We start from the raw sequence: 24,099 nt of genomic DNA, 5'->3' as shown, positions 1-24,099 counted from the left end.
CATTTTTTTTTGCTCTCTATTTTTGAGTTTAATTATTTAAGATGATTGAGGAGTCAATTATGAGCTTAGTTGTTTTATGATTTTGGCAGCAGTTTCATTTGCAGATAAAATTGCACCATCCATATATCCTGGAAACTCTTTTGCACTTTCTGAACTTGAGATAAATAAACGGTTATCCCATAGAGATTCACGAAACAACGGATTACCATTGTTTTGATGCGGGAATAATGGACTCTCAGATACTATATGAGTTTGAGGCTCTTTGCTCCATACGCATTCATGATATGCTGTATACTCTTGAGCACCTTTACCAAAAACACTCACTAGCTGATTTATAACAAGCTTTTGACGTTCATCACTAGTCAGTTTGCTATAAGAGGCATTTATAAAACCACAAAGCCCAAATTTTGATTTTTCTACATTTTCATGGTTGTAAAATTCAGTTACTGGTCCTATGTTGCTAAAAAGTGTACTAGGCTTTTGCTCTTCTTTCCAGAAAGGTGTAGGATAGGTAATCGCCACTTTTATGGAGTCTTCCATCCAAGTGTGGGTTTGTAATGAAAGTAGTCTTAAGTTATTTGATAACTGCGGCTCAAAATTGATTTGAGAACCCCAAAGTTTAGGCGGTAGTGCCAGAACGACAACATCTCCTTCAAAGGCTTTTTTGCTTAAAACTTGTACTTTATTATTGACGTATCGTATAGATTTTACGGATTGATTCAGCAATACATTTGCGCTATCAAGCTTGTTGTAAATCGCATTGATTAAAGCAGATGTTCCACCGGCTACTCTATAACTTGCGGCTTGTGGTGGGATTTTTACTTGCTGTGCTCCATTGCTTCCCACAGGCTCATAAAAAACAGTTGCATCCATGTGCTGTTTAAACCGAGAGATTTTTAGTTCTTCTAGAAGACGAACCACTTCCGTATGATAATCTCCGAACCATGTTGCGCCCATTTCTACGGGAGCTTGATGCTCATTGTAAAGTGTGTTAATTCTTCCTCCTACACGAGATCTCGCCTCGAGAATGGTATAGGGAATCCCTTGTTTTTGTAACCGATATGCGGTAAGTAATCCTGATAATCCAGCTCCTATAATTATAACCATCTTACAAAAGTAGAAAAATAGCGTATAGGTTGAGATTATTAACTATGTGATTTATTATAAAGAGATGGGCTGCTTTTACTCACATTTTCGCGAAAGCGATAACATTATTATAGTCATCCTTAAATATTTCAATTACTTTATTTATGCCTTTATATCGATGGGTTTTAATAGCGTACCTTTAAGAAGCAGTTTATATCTTCGCGCACTGCAATAATTGATTATGGGATGTTCTCTACAACTTATAATTATAGAGTTCCAATCCCAATACTAAACGACATAACAGCATGAGTACAGACATACCATTACATAGACCTACCCCGATTACTTCAGAAAAGAGAAGAGGTACTTTTGAGCGTGATACAGATGTAAAACGCACCATTAGATTGCTAGAGCAAGGTAAGGAGGTTTTAATTTCTGCATTTTATAGTGATGGGTTGACGCTACTCAAAGCGCTTAAGGTTCACTTAGACAGAACAATGCCTAATGATTCTTTTGAAGAGCAGCGTGCGCACCGTGAAGCGTATCATAGAATGTCAAATTTTATTGTGATAGAAGTGGTTAATCATGCGCTTGCTGTAAAAAAAGCACCTTCTATAGGTTGGTTTGCAAAGTTATATCCAGAAACAGAAGACTTTTTACTTACGTTTCCTCAAGTTCAAGGACTTAATAGTGCATGGCAGTGGTATAAAAATGGAATTGTAATCCCTGTGTTGCGTAATAAAGTGCATCCACATTATGGAACATATTTCCCTACGCGTTTTGATCATCTCAAGCTTTTTGATAACTGGTTAAAGCGTTATGAAGGACCTAAGAAAACGGCTATTGATGTAGGTATAGGTAGTGGTGTATTATCATTGCAGATGGTACAGTCTGGTTTTCAAAAAGTATTTGGTACAGATACAAATCCTAATGCTATTATAGGATTAAAAGAATCTATGGGAGACACAAAGCTCTCTCGTAAGATTGAGCTGGATTATGCGCCGTATTTTGGTAAATTTAATAAGCCTACTGAGCTTATTGTTTTTAATCCGCCGTGGTTGCCATCTTCTCAAAAGCTTGAGAATATTGATGAGGCAATGTATTACAATGAAGATCTTTTTCCAACATTTTTTGCTAAGGCAAAAGAGGCATTATTACCTGATGGAAAACTAGTACTCATATTTTCAAACCTTGCAAAAATCACACATCTAATTGACACGCACCCTATAGAGCAAGAGCTTGAAAAAGGTGGAAGGTTCCAATTAGAAAAATGTTTGAAGAAGAAAGTTAGAAAAGCCTCTCAAGAGACAAAACGTGACCAACACTGGCGAGAGGATGAGGAAGTTGAACTATGGATACTTACTCATAAAGAATACGTAGCACCTGAATAGGAGAATTTTTTGAATATTTACTAATAGCCCATTATGTTGCTCGTATCATAATGGGCTATTTTATGCAATAGAGGTAACAGTAAATTAGAAACGAAATCAAATTAAAATCGCGATATCGTTTTCGTTCTTATAATTCGCTACATTTGAGGTAATAGACAACAACCTAATGGCGACTACAACAAAATCTAGCATACCCTTTATTTACAATAGAGCATCTTTAGATAACGATACCTTACTTAGACTATATAGAGCAATGCTTAAACCTCGATTAATAGAGGAGCGCATGCTTATTTTACTAAGACAAGGAAAGGTGTCAAAATGGTTTTCTGGAATAGGCCAAGAAGCAATCTCCGTAGGAGTTACTGCTGCGATGAAGCCAGAAGAGTACATATTACCTATGCACCGTAACCTCGGTGTTTTTACCACTCGTGAGATTCCTTTATATAGATTATTTACACAATGGCAAGGGAAAATGAGCGGCTTTACAAAGGGACGTGATCGTAGCTTTCACTTTGGGACACAAGAGTTTAATATAGTAGGTATGATCTCTCACCTAGGCCCACAGCTTGGCGTGGCAGACGGTATTGCACTTGCACATAAATTGCGCAATGAGAAAGCTGTAACCGCTGTTTTTACTGGGGAAGGAGGTACAAGTGAGGGAGATTTTCATGAGGCGCTCAATGTGGCTTCTGTATGGCAGTTACCTGTTTTATTCTGCATAGAGAATAACGGTTATGGATTATCTACACCTACAACGGAGCAATATAACTGTGAGCATCTTGCAGATAGAGCAAAAGGCTATGGGATGGAATCTCACATCATTGATGGGAATAACATTCTAGAGGTTTACACTAAGATTTCAGAAATTACAGAAGATATACGTAACAATCCGCGACCAGTTTTAATAGAGTTTAAAACCTTCAGAATGCGAGGTCATGAGGAAGCAAGTGGTACCAAGTATGTGCCTGAAGACCTTATGGAAGCATGGGGAGAAAAAGACCCTCTACTTAATTTTGAAAAGTACTTGATACAAGAAGATATTCTTTCTCAAGAGGTAAAAGAGTCCTATGAGCTTTCTATTAAAGAGGAAATTACAGAACATCTTGATAAGGCATATGCAGAGGAGAACATTACTCCTAATCTAGAAACAGAGATGAAGGATGTATACGCTCCGTTTGGCTTTCGCGAAAGCGTACCTAGCAAAGACACAGAAGAGCTTCGATTGGTTGATGCCATTTCTCACGGACTGAGACAATCTATGGAGAAGTTTGATGATCTTGTGATTATGGGACAAGATGTAGCCGAGTATGGAGGTGTTTTTAAAATCACAGATGGTTTTGTGGAGCAGTTTGGTCGTGATCGTGTGCGCAATACTCCTATATGTGAAAGCGCCATTGTAGAAACAGCTATGGGTCTTGCTATCAATGGTAAAAAAGCGCTGATGGAAATGCAATTCTCAGATTTTGCAACTTCTGGCTTTAATCCTATTGTAAACTACCTTGCAAAATCACATTATCGCTGGTCACAACCAGCAGATGTGGTGATACGTATGCCTTGTGGAGCTGGCGTGGGAGCTGGACCTTTTCACTCGCAAACTAATGAAGCATGGTTTACTCATACACCAGGATTAAAAGTGGTATATCCAGCGTTTCCAGCAGATGCAAAGGGATTGCTAGCGACTGCGATAGAGGATCCTAATCCAGTGCTCTTTTTTGAACATAAAAAATTATATCGCAGCATCCGTCAAGAGGTGCCAACTAACTATTATACATTACCATTAGGCAAGGCATCTTTAATTAAAGAAGGAGAGCGAGTAACTATTATCACCTATGGTGCGGGTGTGCACTGGGCAATTGAGTTGCTTGATAGTATGAATGTCTCTGCAGATTTGTTAGATCTACGCACTTTACAGCCGTTAGATAAGGAAGCTATTATTACTTCTGTACGTAAAACGGGAAGAGTGTTACTACTTACAGAAGACAGCGCCTTTGGATCTGTAATGTCTGATATTTCGGCAATGATTATGGAAGAATGTTTTGAAAGCCTAGATGCACCAGTTAGGCGAGTAGCGAGTTTAGATACTCCCATTCCTTTTGATTCGGAACTTGAGAAACAGTACTTACCTGTAGAGCGATTAGCTACCACACTTCAAGAGTTACTAGATTACTAAGACAAGGATAAAAAAATTAAAAACCTCTAGCTACGTCATGTAGTTGGGGGTTTTGTTTTTATATGATGATGTAGGATGTTAATATTTTAAGCAAAAACCAATGTTTGCTAGTATTATTGGCGTATCGTTAACAGATCCTAGTTAAAAGCTGCTAAAGAATAAAAATAAAACGGTGTATCCAGATACTTTTACATCATACTAATCAATAAAAACAATATATTATGTTACGCTGGACAGTTATTTTTATCATCATTGCAATCATCGCAGCAGTCTTCGGATTTGGCGGAATCGCTTCAGGTGCGGAAAGCATTGCAAAAATATTATTCTTCATCTTTATTGTACTCTTCTTACTTTCTTTAGTAAGTAGATTATTTAAAAGATAAGACTATCTAAACATACTTAAAACGCAGCCTTTCACTTATGAAAGGTTGCTTTTTTTAATTTAACCCTAACTATTATGAAATATATAAAATCAGTAATACTCGTTCTTTTAGTTGCTACTATGGCAAGCTGTGGACCATCTCAAGTGGTAAAGCAATCTAAAAAAACACTCAAAGGAACTTGGACGCTTAACGAAGTAAGTTATGATCGTCAAGGAACTTTTAATATTAACCTTTTTAATGACGCATCACAAGAATGTATGGAAGGAAGCACATGGCGTTTTATCCCTAATAATAACTTTGGAAATTACGAACTTTCGGGAGTAGGCTGTGATATAGAGAAGCGTTACTTCGTATGGAGTATTCCAGATAATGAAGGCGATGATATGAATTATAATATTCTTGTGAAGCCAACAGATGCTAAAATGAAGTCTGAAACTAACGCTGGTTTTAGAGTAGCGCTTTCTTACCTTTCTGAAGACCAATTACAAATGTCACAAACAGTAAGCGTAGAGGGTAAACCTTTTAACATTACAATGAATTTTACCAAAATTGCAGAGTAGTCTGTAGTTAACAATCAACCTAAAGAATTAAGATTATGAAAAATATAGTAAGAAATATTACAGTAATAGCATTAGGAGCAGCAATGCTTACAGGTTTCACAAGTTGTGAGGCTACAAAAAATGCAAACAATAAACAGAAAGGTGCTGTTATAGGTGCAACTGGAGGAGCTATCCTTGGAGCAATTATAGGGAACAATGCCGGTAAAGGTGGCAATGGAGAACTAGGAGCTGTTATAGGTGGTGTAGTAGGTGGTGGAGCAGGTGTCCTTATTGGAAACAAAATGGATAAGCAAGCGCAACAAATCGAGCAAGAACTTCCAGGAGCAACTGTAGAGCGTGTAGATGATGGTATCGTAGTAACTTTTGATGAGAACTCAGGAGTTTATTTTGATACAGCAAAATATAACGTGAATCCAGCTAGTCAGACATTACTTAATAAAATGTCTAACATTATGAAGGAGTATAACCAAACTAACGTAATTGTAGCAGGTCATACAGACAGTGTAGGATCTGATGTAAATAACATGACGTTATCTCAAAACAGAGCAAATGCTGTGACTAACTATATGGTAAGTACAGGATTATCTGCAGGAAGATTTACAACGGTATGGTACGGTGAAGCGCAACCAGCAGCTAGTAATGATACAGCAGAGGGACGTGCTCAAAACAGACGTGTACAACTTGCTATTGTTCCTAACGAAGAGATGAAGCAAGATGCTATGAAAGAAGCAAACGGAGGGAACTAATTTCTTCTGTTAAACAGAAATCACAAAATCCTCAAAACTTATGTTTTGGGGATTTTTTATGCGATCTAATCTGTAAATTCACATAGTGGAACAAGATTGCGATATCATAATAATAGGTGGGGGTCTTGCCGGACTCACAGCCGCTGTACACTTACTGCAAGCTGACTTCTCTGTGATGCTTATTGAGAAAAATTCATACCCTAAGCATAAGGTCTGCGGTGAGTATGTTTCAAATGAAGTATTGCCATATTTAGACGTGTTGGGTATTTATCCCATAAACAATGGCGCTAAGAAAATAAACCGATTTCAATTTTCTGGACTCTCTGGCAATGCACTTGAAATCAAACTTCCTTTAGGAGGTTTTGGTATCAGCAGGTATGCTTTAGATCTAGCTTTGTATGAACGAGCTATAAGCCTAGGATTGGTATTTGAGCAGGCAACCGCTACAAATGTTACTTTCGGGAGGGAGCAATTTGAGGTTACCACAAAAGATAAAAGTTTTAGAGCACCCTATGCTCTTGGAGCCTATGGTAAGAGGAGCGGATTAGATATCACGCTTTCGCGAAAATTTATAAGTACAAAATCCCCTTGGATGGGTGTAAAAGCACATTATACTGGACAATTCCCAGAAGATTTGGTGGCATTACACAATTTTTCAGGAGGTTATTGTGGGTTATCAAAAGTGGAAACAGATGCGATAAACGTTTGTTACCTAGCAGATGTAAATTCGTTTAAGAAACATAAAGACTTAGATACGTACCGAGTTAAGGTGTTAGAGCAAAATCGTCATTTAAAAGAATTTTTCGCGCAAGCGGAACCAATTTTTGCAAAACCACTCACCATTAGTCAGATCTCATTTCAAGATAAATCTGCGGTGGAGAATCACTTATTAATGATAGGTGATAGTGCAGGACTCATACATCCTTTATGCGGTAACGGTATGGCAATGGCAATTCATAGCGCAAAGATTGCAAGTGAGTGTCTTAGTAACCATATAAGTACTTCAAAAAAGCGGGAGCAGCTAGAAAAAGAATATACGAAGCAGTGGAAGCAAACCTTTGCGACCAGAATGCGTAACGGGGCGCTTATACAACGTGGCTTGCATAACGCAACAATAACTAGACTAGGGGTAGGAATACTTCAAAAATCACCTAGATTATTGAGTAGCGTGATACAGTCAACACATGGAAATCTTATAAAATAATGAATTTTAAAAATCGTAGTACTACTCCTGAATTAATGGATGATCCCAGTCTTCCAGAGGTAGACTTACATCTAGCATTAAAGGATCTCGCTACGGTAAATAAATACCTAGGTGGTAATCATATCACGATAACAGCGCTAGAAGACTTAATAAGCGCACATCCTGAGAAAAAGAAATGGAACGTTGTAGATGTGGGCTGTGGTGATGGAGAAGTATTAAGACACATAGCAAAGCACTTTAAAAATAGTGCTGTTGATATTTCATTTTATGGGGTAGACATTAATGATAAAAGTATTGATAGTGCCCGAGAGAAATCTAAGGGCTATGATAACTTAACCTTTAGCCGTCAAAATATATTAACGATAGATGATACTACTTTTGAATGTGATGTGATTATTTGCACCTTAACAATGCATCATTTTTCTGATGAACAACTACTTGTGTTTATGGAGAAATTTAAAAAATTGGCAAGTATTGGTATCATAGTAAACGATTTACAGCGAAGTAAGATAGCGTACCGTTTATTTCAGCTTTTTAGCGGTATATTTATGAAAAGTAAGATTGCCAAATACGACGGAAGGGTGAGCATTGCCCGCTCTTTTAGAAGAAAAGAATTAGAAACCTATTCAAAACAACTTGCACTAGACAACTATTCCATACAATGGAAATGGGCGTTTAGATATTTGTGGGTGATAAAAACTATATGAGCGTAACCATTACGACGGTAGCAAAACAGTTACCACAATATTCACGTACTACAGCAGAGATAATGCCTTTTCTAGACATATGGCTAGATGGGCAAGAAGATCGTTTTAAACGAAAGGTTAAGAAGATTTTTGGTAATGCAGCAGTAGATAAGCGCTATAGCATTATGGCGCCAGAAGAGGTATTTACAGCTACTAGTTTTCAAGAGAAGAATGACATTTATACTCGTGAGGTTGTAAAGCTAGGAGAGCAGGTATTATCTAAAGCGCTTACTAAAGCTTCATGGGATGGTACTAGCCTTGACTATATTATTACGGTAAGTTGTACGGGTATTATGATTCCTTCCCTAGATGCATATTTAATTAATGCGCTCAAACTACGCCAAGACATTGTGCGATTACCGGTAACGGAGATGGGGTGTGCTGCTGGAGTAAGCGGTGTGCTATATGCAAATGAATTTCTTAAAGCAAATCCTGGAAAACGAGCAGCTGTTATAGCGATAGAAAGTCCTACGGCTACTTTTCAACATGATGATTACTCGATGGTAAACGTGGTGAGTGCAGCTATCTTTGGAGATGGTGCGGCTTGCGTTCTCATGTCAAGTAAAGAAGAAGATAGCGGACCGGAAATAGTGGATACAGAAATGTATCACTTTTATGATGCGCAGGAAATGATGGGCTTTAAGCTTGTAAATAGTGGTTTACAGATGATTTTAGACCAGCGAGTGCCACAACAGATAGCAGATAAGTTTCCAGATATAATTCATCCTTTCTTAGAAAAGAATGGATATACTATAGCAGATGTAAACCATCTTATATTTCATCCAGGAGGGCGTAAGATTGTTGAAACGGTGGAAGATCTCTTTGGTAAGCTTGGAAAGAATATAGACGACACGAAGGAGGTACTTAAATTATATGGAAATATGAGTAGTGCTACTGTGTTGTACGTTTTAGAACGTTTTCTTGATAGAGAATGTGAGGAAGGTGACTTAGGAATTATGCTAAGTTTTGGTCCAGGATTTTCGGCGCAACGTGTATTATTAAAATGGTAAGTGATGAGTCAATCTTATAAAAATAAATACGCAGTAATCTTAGGAGGTAGCTCAGGTCTTGGGCTAGCCACCGCAAAGAAACTAGCGCATGAGGGAATGAATATTATTATCATTCACAGATCTCGTCGTAGTGTGATAGCAGCTTTTGAAGACGCTATGCGCGAGATGGAAGTTTCTGGAGCGACCATATTGTCATATAATACAGATGCCCTTAATGCAGATAAGCGTCAAGCTACTATCTCAGAAATAAAGGATACAGTTGGCGCAGGAGCAATAAAAGTAGTGGTGCATAGCATCGCCCGTGGTAATTTGAAGCCATTATATTCAGAAGATAGTGCCACACTTAGCAATGAGGATTTCAAAGGTACTCTAGACGCCATGGCGGTGAGTTATTATGATTGGGTATCCGCTTTCGCGAAAGCGGAATTATTTACCCCATCTGCAAGAGCCATTGCATTTACAAGTGAAGGTAGCAGCAAAGCATGGCCACAATATGGCGCAGTTGCTGCAGCCAAGGCAGCTCTTGAAGCCATTTCTAGAGGGATTGCACTAGAGTTTGCGCCACTTGGGCTTACGTCTAACTGTATTCAGGCAGGAGTGACAGATACAGAGAGCTTGCGTCTCATACCAGGGAGCGAGCATATGAAAGAAATGGCACAGCAACGTAATCCTTACAAGCGATTAACACTGCCTAAGCATGTAGGTAATGCTGTGTATTTGTTAACACGTGATGAAGCAGCCTGGATTAATGGCGCTGTGATTCCCGTAGACGGAGGGGAACACATACGATGAGCAGTGAAGAGATCATAGCGTTATTGCCTTATACGGCGCCTTTTCTATTTGTAGATCAGATAGAAGAGCTGGGCGACTCATATATTGTTGGTTCTTATACATTTTCTAGAGAATCTTATTTTTATGAAGGACACTTTAAGGGTAATCCTGTTACACCTGGTGTGATACTCACAGAATGCATGGCGCAAATAGGTTTAGTAAGTTTGGGTATTTCTAAGTTGGCAGGTCAAGATTTAGCTGCTTTAAAAGTAGCATTTACTAGCGCAGATGTTGAGTTTTTAAAACCTGTGATGCCTGGGGAGAAAGTGACTGTTGTATCAGAGGAGGCCTATTTTAGATTTAATAAATTAAAATGTAATGTGAAGCTTCTTAATGCACAAGATGAGGTCTGTGTAAAAGGAACACTTGCAGGAATTTTTAGCACTAAATAATGAAGCATAGAGTAGTTATAACTGGAATGGGCGTTTGTGCACCTAATGGAATAGGGCTCAAAGCATTTTCTGATGCCATTTTCTCTGGTAAAAGTGGAATTAAATTTCACCAGAAACTAGCAGACCTCAATTTTGGGTGTCAGATTGCTGGACAGCCAGAAATTCCGGAAGGAATGCTCGAAAACTACTTTACAGCCTTGCAACTTCGAGATTTACAAAGCTCTGGAATTGAGTACGGAATGATAGCTGGAGTAGATGCGTGGACAGACGCTGGACTCGCGCCTACAGATAAAGATACTGTCGATTATGATAGTGGAATCGTCTTTGGAGTTTCCTTACTAGGCGCCGAAAAATTTAGAAGTGCTATTTACCTAACTGATGAAGGCAAAGTACGCCGCTTAGGTAGTACTTCTGTCGTGCAAACGATGGCAAGCGGTATAAGTGCATATCTAGGAGGGTATCTAGGTTGTGGAAACCAAGTCACTACAAATTCTAGTGCCTGCACTACAGGACTAGAAAGCGTACTTATGGGCTATGAGCGTGTGCGCAACGGTGATGCAGTGCGAATGCTAGTGGGTAGTTGCAACGATAGCGGTCCTTACATTTGGGGAGGTTTTGATGCAATGCGCGTACTCACAAAAAAATATAATGAAAATCCAGAAGCTGGAAGCAGGCCTATGCAAGAAGATGCAAATGGTTTTGTGCCAGGCGCTGGAGCAGGAGCATTAGTACTAGAAACTCTCGAAAGTGCACAGCAACGAGGGGCAAAGATATATGCCGAAATTCTAGGTGGTGCAGTAAATAGTGGAGGACAGCGTAATGGTGGGACGATGACAGCACCTAATAGTGAGGCTGTACAGCATTGTATAAAAACTGCGGTTAAAAATGCAGGAGTATCTGCGACGGAAATTGATACCATAAATGGGCATCTCACTTCTACTGGGATGTGCCCAACAGAAATTGCAAATTGGAGTGAAGCTCTTGAATTGAAAGGAGAGGATTTTCCTTATATCAATTCGCTTAAAAGCATGACTGGACACTGTCTCGCGGCGGCTGGGAGTATTGAGACCGTAGCGACTATTTTAGAACTTGAGGAAGGTCGTATTTTTGGGAATATTAACTCTGCTCACATACATCCGGAAATATTAGAGCGAGTAGCTCAAGATAAAGTACTCACAAAAACCATCGATATGCCTGTAAAGGTAGCGGCAAAAGCTAGTTTTGGTTTTGGCGATGTGAATTGCTGTATGATTTTTAAGAAATTTGAATAACTAGAGATAAAAATAACATACTGTGTTAATCATCACAGTTTACACATAAGATTATGAATAACGAACACTACGAAGCACTAAAGAATATTATCAAAATTTACCTACCAGAAGATGTATCTGTAGATGATATAAAACCTACAAGCCACTTAACTCAAGAACTTAATGTAAACTCTGCAAATCTAGTAGATATAGTGCTTGACGTAGAAGATCACTTTGATATTACTATTGAAGATGATGAGATAGAAAAGATGGAAACGGTGCAGTCTGCTATCGAAGTTATCGAGGCAAAAGTACAGTCTTAGGTTACTTTATTTCATAATTAGAGTAGTTATAATCTGCTCTTAGGTATTGTCTCACTTTTAAGGAATCTGTGCGATAACTGGTGCGCTTTCGCGAAAATTGGAATCCATCCACCTCCGTCATTTCATCATTAACAACAAGGCTGTAGTGATCTGAGGTTTGCACCCAGTAACCTAGCCATGCAAACGTTGTTGGCTCATAATAAAGACTCCAGACATCCTTGCTGCCTGTAAATGTAACGACCAGTTCATGTGCTTTTACGCCTTCAAAATCTTGTAAGCCATTGTATACTTTTATCGAACTATCACTATCTAAAGTGTAGGGCAGTCCTAAAACGAAAGTAGCGGCGTTTAGTTTATTTTGTAGTGAAACTTTTGTGGTGGTGGTATCTCTGATGTCATTTATAGTCTGGTATATATCTGAATCCTTTTGTATGAGCTTGTAATTTGTAGTACCTGATGACCAACTTACATTGCGTTGAGTGCCCTCACTAAAATCATATTGATGTAACTCAGTACGATCTATTTCTACAGTTCCATTTTCATGGTATAAATGAAAAGCTTTTGTAAAGCGTATGTTTTTTATGTTGTTGTAGCGCTCTTTTGTCCCACTGGCGTTCATTACTTTTTCTAATAAATCTTCGGCAGTATGAACTTCGGGTGGCGTTGTTGTTTGGTTTCTATAAATCAGTAATATAGCGATAGCACCACCCACAAAGGCAATTAATAATAATCTTCGATTTAATCCATTTAGTACTGCCATAAAATCTAACTTTGTAAGGATAGAAAGATACAAATCGCATGGTTTGTAAAGAAAAAGAAGAGAGAATAATTTAATCACATTTTCGCGAAAGCATAGAGAATTTGGTAATCAACAATGCTATTTTCAAAATTGTTAATTATTTCTTTATTTTGAGGTTCTTTAAGCCATTGCAAGTCCTTATATTAGCGACTCCACGACATTTTATGACTCAAGAAACACAATACAACGAAGATAATATCCGATCGCTCGATTGGAAAGAGCACATCCGCATGCGTCCAGGGATGTATATAGGTAAACTAGGTGATGGTTCTAGCGCAGACGACGGTATCTATATCCTTGTAAAAGAGGTGCTTGATAACTGTATCGATGAGTTTGTGATGGGAGCCGGGAAGACCATAGAGATTTCCATACAAGGAGAAAAAGTAATCGTACGTGATTACGGTCGTGGTATTCCGCTTGGAAAAGTAGTGGATGTTGTTTCAAAAATGAACACGGGAGGTAAGTATGATTCGCGTGCATTTAAAAAATCTGTAGGTCTAAACGGTGTAGGTACTAAGGCGGTAAACGCATTATCTAGCTACTTTAGAGTAGAATCTACTAGAGATGCAAAATCTGCAAGTGCAGAGTTTGAACGTGGTGAATTACAGAATCAAGATTTACTAGATGAGACTTCGCGCAGGCGTGGTACTAAAGTGTCATTTGTTCCAGATGGTGAGATATTTAAAAATTTCAAATTTCGCTCTGAGTATGTAGAACGTTTGATTAAGAACTACGTGTATCTTAATCCAGGACTTACCATTGTTTTTAACGGTGAGAAATTCTTTTCTGAAAATGGACTAAAAGATTTACTTTCAGAAAGTATCGCAGAAGGAGATAGACTGTACGATATTATCCACTTAAAAGGGGAAGATATTGAAGTTGCAATAACACACAGTAAATCGCAATATTCTGAGGAGTATCACTCTTTTGTAAATGGTCAAAATACAACGCAGGGTGGAACACACCAGGCAGCTTTTCGCGAAAGCATAGTAAAAACCATTCGTGAGTTTTACAATAAGAGTTACGAGGCATCAGATATTAGAAAGTCAATTGTATCTGCGATTAGTATTAAAGTGATGGAGCCTGTTTTTGAGTCGCAAACGAAGACCAAACTAGGATCTACAGATATGGGAGGTGAGTTACCTACCGTGAGAACGTATATTAATGATTTTCTTAAAACTGCACTTGATAACTTTTTACATAAAAATACTCCTGTAGCCGATGCACTGCAACGTAAAATATTACAAGCAGAACGTGAGCGAAAGGATCTTTCTGGAATACGTAAACTAGCAAAAGACAGGGCAAAAAAAGCAAACCTTCACAATAAGAAATTAAGAGATTGCCGTATCCACCTTACAGATAGTAAGAAAGAACGTAACCTCGAGACTACGTTGTTTATTACCGAGGGAGATTCTGCATCTGGATCAATTACAAAGTCACGTGATGTAAACACACAAGCTGTTTTTAGTCTTAAAGGAAAGCCTCTTAATAGCTACGGACTTTCAAAGAAAATCGTTTACGAAAACGAGGAGTTTAATCTCTTGCAAGCTGCACTTAATATAGAAGAGTCTATAGAGGACTTACGTTATAACAACATTGTGATCGCAACAGATGCCGATGTTGACGGTATGCACATACGATTATTACTAATAACCTTCTTCTTGCAGTTTTTTCCAGAGCTCATAAAAGAAGGCCATTTATATATTCTTGAAACACCCCTTTTTAGAGTACGTAACAAGAAAGAAACAGTGTACTGTTATAGTGATCAAGAAAAGGCAGATGCTATGGCCCGCTTAGGCGCAAAGCCAGAGATTACTCGATTTAAGGGACTTGGAGAGATATCTCCAGATGAGTTCCAGTTTTTTATAGGAGAAGATATAAGGCTAGCGCCAGTAATGTTAGACAAAGCCTTGATGATTGAAGAATTGTTGTCTTTCTACATGGGTAAAAACACGCCAGATAGACAGAAGTTTATTATTGAAAATCTCAAGGTAGAATTAGATAGAGTAGTGGAGGAGGATTAGTAGTCCGCTTTCGCGAAAACGTGAATAAAGAAAGATTGAGACAACCATTACAAGTTTTTAAGCGTCTATAGTTATAGAACTTTAAAACAAGAAATATGATAAGGAGATTAACATTTATTGCGATGGTAAGTATTTTATTGATGGGGTGTGCCTCTGCAGTAATTAATACGGTAATGAAGATTAATACAGGAGAAGCAAAACGATTTGCCAAAGCCGTAATGAGGGATGAGCCAATTGATTTCAGAAAATTTTCTGTGTCTAGCGATTTGAAGGGATATTTGAAGAGTGATGAAGGTGTAGCTTATTATAAAACGATAAGAAACGAAACAGGAGCTCTAAAAAAGTTGAAATTGAAAAGTGTTAAAGGGACGACCTCAGATACTATGAACTATCGCTTTATTGCAAGCTTTAAGGAAAATGAAGCCAAAAGGGAAGTGCGAGTTCAAACCTATGGCGACCATAGATTTATAAATGTATTTGTAACGCCGTGGCAAGACACGATGGAACCATTAGAAAAGTAAGTGTTATTACAACCAATTAATGAGCGAAGAAATAAACGACCATAACGAAGACGAAGAATTAAACCCAGAGACACTTCCTGCTGAAGTAGTGGACGGTGGAGGAGAAACCATCACTCGAGTTTCGGGGATGTTTGAAGACTGGTTTTTAGATTATGCATCTTATGTAATCCTAGAGCGTGCCGTTCCATCTATAGAAGATGGATTCAAACCGGTACAACGTCGTATTATGCATGCTCTCAAAGAGCTTGATGATGGTCGTTATAATAAAGTTGCAAATGTAGTAGGTCACACGATGCAGTATCACCCTCACGGTGATGCGAGTATAGGTGATGCTATGGTGCAAATAGGGCAAAAAGATCTACTCATTGATACACAGGGTAACTGGGGAAATATTCTAACTGGTGACCGTGCAGCAGCTTCTCGTTATATAGAAGCAAGACTTACCAAGTTTGCACTTGATGTTGTCTACAATCCGAAAATAACAGAATGGCAGGCATCATACGATGGTCGTAAGAAGGAGCCTATAAATCTACCAGTAATGTTCCCAATGCTTCTAGCATCTGGAGCAGAAGGTATTGCCGTAGGTTTAAGTACAAAGGTACTTCCTCACAATTTTATAGAACTAATAGATGCTTCTATCAAACATCTTAAGGACAAGAAATTTACATTATATCCAGATTTTCCTACGGCTGGTATAGCCGACTTTACTGACTATAAAGATGGATTACGAGGTGGTAAAGTACGTTGTAGAGCTCGTATAAGTCAGCAAGATAAAAATACGCTTGTAATTACTGAGTTACCTTTTGGGCAGACCACAACATCACTCATAGATTCTATTCTTAAAGCAAATGATAAGGGTAAAATTAAGATTAAAAAAATAGAAGATAATACCTCTGCAAACGTAGAGATATTAGTACATCTTCCTGCTGGAATCTCACCAGATAAAACAATTGATGCATTATATGCATTTACAAATTGTGAGACTTCTATATCACCGCTTAGTTGCGTTATAGAAAATAATAAGCCACTCTTTGTGGGAGTAACAGAGATGTTACGTCGCTCTACTGACCGCACAAAAGATTTATTAAAAGCAGAACTTGAGATTCAACTAGGTGAGTTTGAAAACCAATGGCATTATGCTTCACTGGAGCGTATTTTTATTGAAAATAGAATTTACCGTGACATTGAAGAACAAGAGACTTGGGATGGCGTTATTAAAGCGATAGATGATGGTTTAAAACCACATATAGGTCACTTAAAAAGAGCGGTTACCGTTGAGGATATCACAAGATTAACGGAGATACGTATTAAGCGAATTTCTAAGTTTGATATAGATAAAGCTCAACAGAAGATAGATGCACTTGAGGATCAAATCACTCAAGTAAAATATCACTTAGATAATCTTACGCAGTATGCGATAGATTATTTCACAAGGTTAAAAAAGGACTACGGAGCTGGAAAAGAACGTAAAACAGAGATTAAAATCTTTGATGATATTCAAGCAGCCAAGGTAGTATTGAGAAATACGAAACTTTACGTAAATCGTGAAGAAGGATTTGTGGGAACATCTCTCAAAAAAGATGAGTATGTAACCGACTGTTCTGATATAGATGATGTAATTGTATTTACAAAGTCTGGAACGATGATGGTGGTAAAGGTGGAATCTAAAACCTTTATTGGTAAGGATATTTTACATGTAGCCATTTTTAAGAAAAAGGATAAGCGTACAACATACAATATGATTTACAGAGCAGGTAATGGATTGCCTACGTACGTTAAGCGCTTTAACGTTACCTCTGTTACACGTAATAATGATTACAAGCTGGCTGGAGACCAGAAGAGCGCTCAGGTGCTTTATTTTAGTGCAAATCCTAATGGAGAGGCAGAACTAGTTACAGTATACTTGAGGGCAGTTGCTTCCATAAAGAAGCTCCGATTAGAAATAGACTTTGCAGATGTTATCATAAAAGGCCGATCTTCTAAAGGTAACATCGTTTCTAAAAATGCAGTAAAATCTGTAGAGCTTAAAGAAAAAGGGCTGTCTACACTTAAACCACGTAAGATATGGTTTGATAATACAGTACAACGCCTTAACCTTGACGAGCGCGGAGATCTTCTGGGTGAATTTCGTCCAGATGACCGTTTATTGATTATCAATCAGCATGGTAATGTGCGCACGATTATTCCAGAGGTGACACATCATTTTGACGAAGATATGATTGTACTAGAAAAATGGAATCCTCAAAAGCCTATTACAGCTATCTATTGGGATGGTAATAAGGATCGTTATTATGGTAAGCGATTCTTGATAGATACTCCAGATAAAGAAGAAACATTTATATCTGATCATGAGAATAGCGTGCTAGAACTAGTTTCTACCGACTGGCGACCAGTAGCCGAAATGATATTTTATAAGCAACGAGGTAAGGAGGCTAAGGAAAATGAGATTGTATCCATGGAAGACTTTATAGCTGTAAAAGGTATAAGTGCCCTAGGTAATACGTTTTATACAGAAAAGCTTAAAGGTGTAAACTGGATGGAGTCTTTGCCTTATGAGGAGGTAGAAGAGGAAAAAGAAAATATTGAAGTGGTAGGTGAGGAAGAAGTAACTCCAGAAAAGAGTTCTTCTCAACCCGCAAAAAAAGCAGATGGTGAAGTAGGCAACGATGATGATGATTCTGAGTCGCAAACCTCTTTATTTTAGATTTTAATTGATTTAAAATCAACCTATTTTTTCCTACAAGATGCTTTAACGACTAGTCAGTATATTTGATAAGTCTTTATTTTGAAAACTTTGTAGAATGAACTTGAGCAGTAAAGAGAGTTGCCTTCGGTTCTATTTAATAGGATTGTTTTGTGTTTTTCACGTTTTCGCGAAAGCGGCCGTTCAAGACACCAGCTGTGCTTTGCTTATTTCTCCAGCTCAAGGAGAAACCAATGTTTCTGTAATTGCTCCAATAAGTTTTGAGCCAGTAGCCGGAGCAGTTAATTACTTTATAGACTTAGGTACTACTGCAGGAGGTACAGATATACTTGATAATTTTAGTGTAGGTATTTCAGCGAGTTTTAATCCTCCGCAGGGAATGCCAGAAAGTACCATCATCTACATTACGGTCCGATCCTTTTTTGTAAGTGGCTCGCAGTCATGCAATAGTCAGTCTTTTACTACGGAAGATGTTACCGTTATTCCGTCCTGTACGCAAGTAAGTTTTCCAGTAAATGGAGCCGTAGACGTTTCTTTAAACACTACAATAAGTTGGCCTTATGCGCCTAGAGCTACGGGCTACATCATAAATATAGGTACTTCACCTGGAGCGGTAGATGTTGTAAATGGTCAAAACTTGGGTAATATGTTGACTTACAATAGCGCTGTAGACTTTAATCCGGGTATTACGTATTATGTTACGCTGATATCATATAATGAGAATGGACAAGCAACAGGCTGCACAGAAACCTCATTTACTACAGAAAATATTGCCACGGAAGTTCCAGACTGCACCCAACTTATAGCGCCAATAGATGGAGCAACTGAAGTTGCGCTCACACCAATACTTGAATGGCAGGCAGTGACTAATGTAGAGGGTTATCTTATAAGAATAGGTACAATCCCAGGAGGATCAGACGTGCTTGCAAATACAGATATTGGTCTAGCTACATCTACAGCGGTACTGGACTTTCTTGAAGGTACTACGTATTACGTAACCATAACACCTTTTAATGCCGCTGGAGAGGCACAAAATTGCACGCAAACAAGCTTTACGACCACCTTTGGCTGCGGTCCTTATACAGATGGCATTACAGGTGAAATGGTTGACCTAAATCCCTTAATTGATCTCGCCGAAAATTATGAGATTTGCAGAGATAATGCTCCTTTAATCCTGAGCTATCTAGAACCGTATGAGCGCATTGTGTGGAGTACAATAAATGATGGTGAAATGGTGACCATATCCTCAGACGCTCAAGTTACTATAAATGCTTCAGGAGTGTATATAGTGGAGGTGAGCACAGAAACAGTTATTGACTCTGGTACTATTATTTGTACCGCTACACATTCTTTTGAGGTGTCTATAATTGATCCTCCCATCATTGATAACTTAGTAATCTCCAACCAAGGAAACACGGTAAACGTTCTAGTAGAATTAGAAGAGGAAGGTGATTTTGAATATTCTAGCACGAGTGAGAATGGTCCTTATCAATCTAGTGCATTACTTACAAATATTGATGCGACAGATATTCAGGTTTATGTAAGAGACCGCAACGGTTGTGGAATGGATAGCAGGCGTATCAAACCTGACCCGGGATTTCCAAAATATTTCACTCCTAATGGAGATGGTGTTAATGACACCTGGCAGGTTAGGGGAGTAATGGTAAATGGAGAGACAGTTACGAGTATAGAAATTTATGACAGATTTGGAAAGCGTCTCAAAACCATTTCTCCTTATGGGCAAGGTTGGGATGGAAGCTATCAAGGTAAAATGCTTTTTGATAATGGTTTTTGGTACAAAGCAAATACGCGTTCAAACGTGACGTTTACTGGATATTTTGCTTTAAGAAGGTATTAAGGTATACCGCTTTCGCGAAAATATTATTTTTTTTAAATTATTTTATTTACAATAATTAGAGGTGAGTATCTGATTTTTAATCAAATAGAATCGTGCGGTATTTAATCTTTATTTTTTTTTGAATTAAAGTTGAAATTATTCTTGTTTTCTTCTATTTGTTGATGTAAATTTGCATCCGCTTACAACAAGCAAGTTCATTATTTTATTAAAAGGAGAGGTGCCTGAGTGGCCGAAAGGAGCGGTTTGCTAAATCGTCGTAGGTGGAAACACTTACCCAGGGTTCGAATCCCTGTCTCTCCGCAAGTCATAACAAAACAGATGAGTAACCATCTGTTTTGTTATTTAAAGATTTATACACTAAGTGTATATTTCGGGGTATAGCGTAGCCCGGTTATCGCGCCTCGTTTGGGACGAGGAGGTCGCAAGTTCGAATCTTGCTACCCCGACTTATTGTTGATTAGGGCTCTTAGCTCAGCTGGATAGAGCACCTCCCTTCTAAGGAGGCGGTCGCAGGTTCGAATCCTGCAGGGCTCACATCACTTTAAAAACCACATTCTTTTTAGAATGTGGTTTTTTTTTGGATTGATTTTAATTAAATAACTCTTTTTGTCACAATATGAGGATATCCTCTTATTTATAGCTCGATGTTTTTATATATTCGAACCTTAAAATCAATAGCTTAGAAATTTTTAGTATTCTCAATAATTATGAGAATTAATTTTCAATGTTTGTTATGGATTTTATAATCTCAACTGTTCTATAAAACAGAACAGTGATAGTCAATTATTAATTACATACTGAAGGTTTTGAAAATCTCTATCTAAACTCATACACTAGATATTTTTTTTCTGTTTTTAAATTTCAAGCATTTTTATATGAGAGTATTTTTACTAGCTATTATTTTATTTTTTTCTTGTTACAATAGTTCATCAGCGCAGAGTATAGCTGTTAATAATCCAGTTTATCCAGAATCTGCTTTTACTGCAGAAGAGCTCATCCAAAATGTACTTATAAGTGGATCTTCATGTGCCGATGTGTCGCTTACTAATTTTCAAGAAAATCCCGGAGGTGCTACAGATTCAAATCAGAAAAGTTGGGGGTATTTTAATGCAAACGGTTCTAATTTTCCTTTTCAAGATGGAATTATCCTTACATCGGGTTTTGCTCGCCTAGCAGAAGGTCCCAATGATGACGGAGGTGGCAATAGTGCAGGTGGCTGGAATGGAGATACTGACCTTCAAACAATATTAGACAACTTATATGGTACAGTAGCTGTTACAAATGATGCTACTGTATTTGAATTTACCTTTTCTTCAAATATCGATACTGTAGATTTTGAATTTATTTTTGCTTCTGAAGAGTATGAAAATGAATTTGAGTGTGATGATAATTTCAGAGATGGTTTTGCTTTTTTAGTGAAAGGTCCAGGAATTCCAGATGACTCGGGTACTGCTTTTGGAGGTACTAATATTGCTGCTATACAAGGATCTTCAAATGTTGCTGTAAGTACAGCAACAATACATTTAGATCCTACGCAAGATGCCATCAATGGATTTTTATGCGGTTCAGAGGACTTAGGTGTAAATTATTTTCCAGAATTGTATGTAAGTAATTCTAATGATAATCTTAATGATATCCCTACTCAGTTTGATGGATTGACTACAGTATTGACCACAACGACAGTAGCAATAGTACCTAATGAAACGTACACGCTCAAAATGGTAATTGCAGATCGTTCTGATAACGGTTTTGACTCAGCTGTATTTTTGCGTGGTGGTAGTTTGAGTTTGGGTGTAGATATTGGAGCAGATCAAGTTGGTATTAATTTCAATGCTGCTTGTGAAGGAGAGACTATAACGCTAGATGCAACAGATAATACAACTGCAACTACAACATTTGAGTGGCAACAATTTAATACTACAACTAGTATGTTTGAATCATTTGTTCCAGCTCAAGTTAATGGAACGCTTGATGTAATGGTTGATGGTCAATATAAAGTTTTAGTAGATACTGGTAGTGGTTGTATAGGTGAGGATTCGGTAGCGATAGAGTTTGCGTCTGCTATGTATAATGATCCTATGGATATTATGGTTTGCGATGATCCATCTGGCGATGGAGTTGAAGTATTTAACTTAAACGATCAGTTAGCCGCTATCACCTCAGGGCAAACAGATGTAATGGTTACTTTTCATACGCTTCAATCGGATGCAGAAATGGATATAAATAACATATCTAACCCAGGGGCTTATACAAACACAAGTCCATCAGAAGAGATTTTTGTCCGTATAGAGACCATGCTAAGTTCAAATTGTTTTGATGTAGGTTCGTTTGTAATATCTGTAAGCGACCAAACTGTAGCAAATGATCCTGGGCCATTTTTAGTTTGTGACGATGCTACTGATGGAGACGATACTAATGGAATAACTGTTTTTGATCTATCTAGTATTACGGATACTATTTTAGGAGTTCAAGACCCTACTTTATTCAATGTGAGCTTTCATAGTGGAGGTGTAGATGCTAACAATAATGACAATCCTTTACCACTTGCTTACACTAATTCTAATGCTGGTGGTGAAACTATTGTAGTACGCGTGGAAAATAATAGTGACGTAAATTGCTTTGCTACTAGAAATATTTCACTTGTGGTAGGTGAGCTCCCAGTCCTAACCACACCAGTAACTTTACGTCAGTGTGATGATGATACAAACGGTGTTACAACTTTAAACTTAACACAGTCACAAAGCGAGTTGAGTACAAATTCGGCCAACGAGACTTTTACTTATGTAGACGCTTCTGGCACACCTATAACTGATCCTACGGCTTATATAAACAGTGGTTCTCCTTTTAATGAGGCTATTGCTGTGACTGTTACAAACCTAGATGGATGTTCACGAGAAGGCGTTATTAACGTGATTGTAAGTGCTTCTCAAATTCCAACAGGAACACTCTTTGCAGATGAGATTGAGTGTGATACCGATAGTGATGGTATTGCTGTATTTGATTTCTCTGGCGCTACTGCTACGATAGAAACATTTTTCTCACCACAAGTAGTATCTGTTGCTTATTATGAAACAGAGCAAGAAGCCTTATCTGAGATTAACCCTATTATAGATACTGCTGCTTATAGCAATAATCCGTTATTCACAAGTGCTGGTGGCGTTCAAGATATTTGGGTTCGTGTAGAGGCAGATACGGATAATGGTTGTGTAGGCCTTGGAGAGCACGTGAGACTTACAGTGACTCCCAACCCAACATTCCTTCCTACAATCAGTAGTATTGAGACTTGTTCTGCTGTAGCAAATGCAGCTACTTTTGATTTAACGCAGAATGTAGCGGAGATCACTGGTGGAGACTCAGATCTAGAAGTTACTTTTTACGAGAGTATCGCGGCTTACACAGCAACACCTCCTGTAGCGATTGCAAGTCCTACTTCTTTTTCAAACAGTAGTAATCCTCAGACTATTTTCTATAGTTTAAGAAGTACGAGTAGCACATGTACGACCTTTGATACTGCGATGAATTTTGAGACTATTGTTAATCAAAATCCTGTGGCTATCACGCCGTCAGAACTTCAAGTGTGTGATGAAGATGGTGTGGTCGATGGCTTTACAACGGTTGATCTTTCTCAAAAAGATGCAGAAATCACTAGTGGTTTTAATGCAAATTTTACAGTGACCTATCACTTGGATGCCGCTGGCGCAACTACTGGTGATTCAAGTATCCCAGATAGCACCATGTTTACCACCACGAGCAATCCTCAGATTGTAGGAGTACGTGTGACTGATAATACAACAGGTTGTTTTTCAACGACGAGTTTAAGCATTCGTAGCTTCCCAGTTCCTGTGGCTGTCACTCCAGCCGACTATGAGGCTTGTGATGATGATAATGATGGTGTGTTTGACTTTTTTGTGCTTTCATCTAGAGATACTGAAATTACTGGTGGTGACCCTAGTTTAAGTGTTGCTTATTACCTCACCCAAGCAGATGCAGATAACGCGCCTGTAGGCCAAGAGCTGGACGCAGCAATGTATATCAATAACGACCCTTTTGAGCAGATCATTTTTGCTCGTGTGTTTAATGCGATAGGTTGTTATGACACAA

General features: G+C 38.2%; 19 protein-coding genes and 3 tRNA genes. 20 read left to right on the top strand and 2 right to left on the bottom strand.

Translation table 11 applies throughout. The features are described 5' to 3' along the window. Positions 1 to 57: 57 nt before the first annotated feature. Positions 58 to 1,107: a flavin monoamine oxidase family protein gene (locus ACJJVW_RS00130; protein WP_405250325.1), complete on the bottom strand. Its 1,050-nt coding sequence runs from the start codon at positions 1,105 to 1,107 to the stop codon at positions 58 to 60. Positions 1,108 to 1,391: 284 nt separating this feature from the next. Here ACJJVW_RS00130 and ACJJVW_RS00125 point away from each other — a divergent pair, with 284 nt between their 5' ends. The 12 genes from ACJJVW_RS00125 (at position 1,392) to ACJJVW_RS00070 (ending at position 12,092) form a co-directional block, all read left to right on the top strand. Then, positions 1,392 to 2,477: a methyltransferase gene (locus ACJJVW_RS00125; protein WP_405250324.1), complete on the top strand. Its 1,086-nt coding sequence runs from the start codon at positions 1,392 to 1,394 to the stop codon at positions 2,475 to 2,477. 166 nt (positions 2,478 to 2,643) lie between these two features. Next, positions 2,644 to 4,647: a thiamine pyrophosphate-dependent enzyme gene (locus tag ACJJVW_RS00120; protein ID WP_405250323.1), complete on the top strand. Its 2,004-nt coding sequence runs from the start codon at positions 2,644 to 2,646 to the stop codon at positions 4,645 to 4,647. A 221-nt stretch (positions 4,648 to 4,868) separates the two neighbouring features. Beyond that, the gene (locus tag ACJJVW_RS00115) at positions 4,869 to 5,030 is read left to right on the top strand and encodes a DUF1328 domain-containing protein (protein WP_013752004.1); all 162 of its coding nucleotides are present in this window, start codon (positions 4,869 to 4,871) and stop codon (positions 5,028 to 5,030) included. 74 nt (positions 5,031 to 5,104) lie between these two features. Next, positions 5,105 to 5,590 (top strand): lipocalin family protein, encoded by a 486-nt coding sequence (locus tag ACJJVW_RS00110; RefSeq protein ID WP_405250322.1) that lies wholly within the window; start codon positions 5,105 to 5,107, stop codon positions 5,588 to 5,590. Positions 5,591 to 5,625: 35 nt separating this feature from the next. Next, a complete protein-coding gene (locus tag ACJJVW_RS00105; protein ID WP_035336740.1) occupies positions 5,626 to 6,336 on the top strand; it encodes an OmpA family protein in 711 nt (236 codons plus the stop codon). An 85-nt stretch (positions 6,337 to 6,421) separates the two neighbouring features. Continuing rightward, positions 6,422 to 7,540, top strand: coding sequence for an NAD(P)/FAD-dependent oxidoreductase (locus ACJJVW_RS00100; RefSeq protein ID WP_405250321.1), 1,119 nt, complete (start codon positions 6,422 to 6,424; stop codon positions 7,538 to 7,540). Then, on the top strand, positions 7,540 to 8,247 hold the full coding sequence (locus tag ACJJVW_RS00095) for a methyltransferase domain-containing protein (protein ID WP_405250320.1): 708 nt from the start codon (positions 7,540 to 7,542) through the stop codon (positions 8,245 to 8,247). Before ACJJVW_RS00100 ends, ACJJVW_RS00095 begins: the two co-directional genes overlap by 1 nt. Beyond that, on the top strand, positions 8,244 to 9,296 hold the full coding sequence (locus ACJJVW_RS00090; RefSeq protein WP_405250319.1) for a type III polyketide synthase: 1,053 nt from the start codon (positions 8,244 to 8,246) through the stop codon (positions 9,294 to 9,296). The genes ACJJVW_RS00095 and ACJJVW_RS00090 overlap by 4 nt, the downstream gene beginning before the upstream one ends. 3 nt (positions 9,297 to 9,299) lie before the next feature. Continuing rightward, complete coding sequence (locus ACJJVW_RS00085) at positions 9,300 to 10,088, top strand: SDR family oxidoreductase (protein ID WP_405250318.1); 789 nt, start codon at positions 9,300 to 9,302, stop codon at positions 10,086 to 10,088. Next, positions 10,085 to 10,519 carry a 3-hydroxyacyl-ACP dehydratase FabZ family protein gene (locus tag ACJJVW_RS00080; RefSeq protein ID WP_405224380.1) on the top strand — a complete coding sequence of 145 codons (435 nt, stop codon included), beginning with the start codon at positions 10,085 to 10,087 and terminating at the stop codon, positions 10,517 to 10,519. Before ACJJVW_RS00085 ends, ACJJVW_RS00080 begins: the two co-directional genes overlap by 4 nt. After that, positions 10,519 to 11,790, top strand: coding sequence for a beta-ketoacyl-[acyl-carrier-protein] synthase family protein (locus ACJJVW_RS00075; protein WP_405250317.1), 1,272 nt, complete (start codon positions 10,519 to 10,521; stop codon positions 11,788 to 11,790). Before ACJJVW_RS00080 ends, ACJJVW_RS00075 begins: the two co-directional genes overlap by 1 nt. Before the next feature lie 53 nt (positions 11,791 to 11,843). Further along, complete coding sequence (locus ACJJVW_RS00070; RefSeq protein ID WP_298328049.1) at positions 11,844 to 12,092, top strand: phosphopantetheine-binding protein; 249 nt, start codon at positions 11,844 to 11,846, stop codon at positions 12,090 to 12,092. A gap of 1 nt (position 12,093) precedes the next feature. Here ACJJVW_RS00070 and ACJJVW_RS00065 read toward each other — a convergent pair whose 3' ends face one another. Continuing rightward, entirely contained in the window at positions 12,094 to 12,852 is a 759-nt protein-coding gene (locus tag ACJJVW_RS00065; RefSeq protein ID WP_405250316.1) for a hypothetical protein, read from the bottom strand. Between the two features lie 203 nt (positions 12,853 to 13,055). On the opposite strand from ACJJVW_RS00065, the gene ACJJVW_RS00060 reads away from it, so the two are divergent. The 8 genes from ACJJVW_RS00060 to ACJJVW_RS00025 all read left to right on the top strand — a co-directional run. Further along, positions 13,056 to 14,915, top strand: a complete 1,860-nt coding sequence (locus ACJJVW_RS00060) for a DNA topoisomerase IV subunit B (RefSeq protein WP_298328055.1) — start codon at positions 13,056 to 13,058, stop codon at positions 14,913 to 14,915. A 95-nt stretch (positions 14,916 to 15,010) separates the two neighbouring features. Next, positions 15,011 to 15,436 carry a hypothetical protein gene (locus ACJJVW_RS00055; RefSeq protein WP_405250315.1) on the top strand — a complete coding sequence of 142 codons (426 nt, stop codon included), beginning with the start codon at positions 15,011 to 15,013 and terminating at the stop codon, positions 15,434 to 15,436. Between the two features lie 19 nt (positions 15,437 to 15,455). Further along, positions 15,456 to 18,140: a DNA gyrase/topoisomerase IV subunit A gene (locus tag ACJJVW_RS00050; RefSeq protein ID WP_405224394.1), complete on the top strand. Its 2,685-nt coding sequence runs from the start codon at positions 15,456 to 15,458 to the stop codon at positions 18,138 to 18,140. 97 nt (positions 18,141 to 18,237) lie between these two features. Then, positions 18,238 to 19,998, top strand: a complete 1,761-nt coding sequence (locus ACJJVW_RS00045) for a T9SS type B sorting domain-containing protein (RefSeq protein ID WP_405250314.1) — start codon at positions 18,238 to 18,240, stop codon at positions 19,996 to 19,998. Positions 19,999 to 20,209: 211 nt separating this feature from the next. Continuing rightward, positions 20,210 to 20,298, top strand: a tRNA-Ser gene (locus ACJJVW_RS00040). Between the two features lie 71 nt (positions 20,299 to 20,369). Continuing rightward, a tRNA-Pro gene (locus ACJJVW_RS00035) sits at positions 20,370 to 20,444 on the top strand. A gap of 14 nt (positions 20,445 to 20,458) precedes the next feature. Continuing rightward, positions 20,459 to 20,532 (top strand) — tRNA-Arg (locus ACJJVW_RS00030). 341 nt (positions 20,533 to 20,873) lie between these two features. Continuing rightward, positions 20,874 to 24,099, top strand: a 3,226-nt coding sequence (locus ACJJVW_RS00025; protein ID WP_405250313.1) for a choice-of-anchor L domain-containing protein, incomplete at its 3' end; no start/stop codon positions are given.

The sequence above is a fragment of the Dokdonia sp. Asnod3-C12 genome (assembly GCF_045063975.1).
Lineage (GTDB): Bacteria > Bacteroidota > Bacteroidia > Flavobacteriales > Flavobacteriaceae > Dokdonia.
This window is presented reverse-complemented; position numbering and strand designations above follow the sequence as displayed.

What these genes read in the sequence shown, in the direction of transcription:
- ACJJVW_RS00130 (WP_405250325.1), bottom strand. Translation starts at nt 1,107, where the DNA reads ATGGTTATAATTATAGGAGCTGGATTATCAGGATTACTTACCGCATAT.
- ACJJVW_RS00125 (WP_405250324.1), top strand. Translation starts at nt 1,392, where the DNA reads ATGAGTACAGACATACCATTACATAGACCTACCCCGATTACTTCAGAA.
- ACJJVW_RS00120 (WP_405250323.1), top strand. Translation starts at nt 2,644, where the DNA reads ATGGCGACTACAACAAAATCTAGCATACCCTTTATTTACAATAGAGCA.
- ACJJVW_RS00115 (WP_013752004.1), top strand. Translation starts at nt 4,869, where the DNA reads ATGTTACGCTGGACAGTTATTTTTATCATCATTGCAATCATCGCAGCA.
- ACJJVW_RS00110 (WP_405250322.1), top strand. Translation starts at nt 5,105, where the DNA reads ATGAAATATATAAAATCAGTAATACTCGTTCTTTTAGTTGCTACTATG.
- ACJJVW_RS00105 (WP_035336740.1), top strand. Translation starts at nt 5,626, where the DNA reads ATGAAAAATATAGTAAGAAATATTACAGTAATAGCATTAGGAGCAGCA.
- ACJJVW_RS00095 (WP_405250320.1), top strand. Translation starts at nt 7,540, where the DNA reads ATGAATTTTAAAAATCGTAGTACTACTCCTGAATTAATGGATGATCCC.
- ACJJVW_RS00090 (WP_405250319.1), top strand. Translation starts at nt 8,244, where the DNA reads ATGAGCGTAACCATTACGACGGTAGCAAAACAGTTACCACAATATTCA.
- ACJJVW_RS00085 (WP_405250318.1), top strand. Translation starts at nt 9,300, where the DNA reads ATGAGTCAATCTTATAAAAATAAATACGCAGTAATCTTAGGAGGTAGC.
- ACJJVW_RS00080 (WP_405224380.1), top strand. Translation starts at nt 10,085, where the DNA reads ATGAGCAGTGAAGAGATCATAGCGTTATTGCCTTATACGGCGCCTTTT.
- ACJJVW_RS00075 (WP_405250317.1), top strand. Translation starts at nt 10,519, where the DNA reads ATGAAGCATAGAGTAGTTATAACTGGAATGGGCGTTTGTGCACCTAAT.
- ACJJVW_RS00070 (WP_298328049.1), top strand. Translation starts at nt 11,844, where the DNA reads ATGAATAACGAACACTACGAAGCACTAAAGAATATTATCAAAATTTAC.
- ACJJVW_RS00065 (WP_405250316.1), bottom strand. Translation starts at nt 12,852, where the DNA reads ATGGCAGTACTAAATGGATTAAATCGAAGATTATTATTAATTGCCTTT.
- ACJJVW_RS00060 (WP_298328055.1), top strand. Translation starts at nt 13,056, where the DNA reads ATGACTCAAGAAACACAATACAACGAAGATAATATCCGATCGCTCGAT.
- ACJJVW_RS00055 (WP_405250315.1), top strand. Translation starts at nt 15,011, where the DNA reads ATGATAAGGAGATTAACATTTATTGCGATGGTAAGTATTTTATTGATG.
- ACJJVW_RS00050 (WP_405224394.1), top strand. Translation starts at nt 15,456, where the DNA reads ATGAGCGAAGAAATAAACGACCATAACGAAGACGAAGAATTAAACCCA.
- ACJJVW_RS00045 (WP_405250314.1), top strand. Translation starts at nt 18,238, where the DNA reads ATGAACTTGAGCAGTAAAGAGAGTTGCCTTCGGTTCTATTTAATAGGA.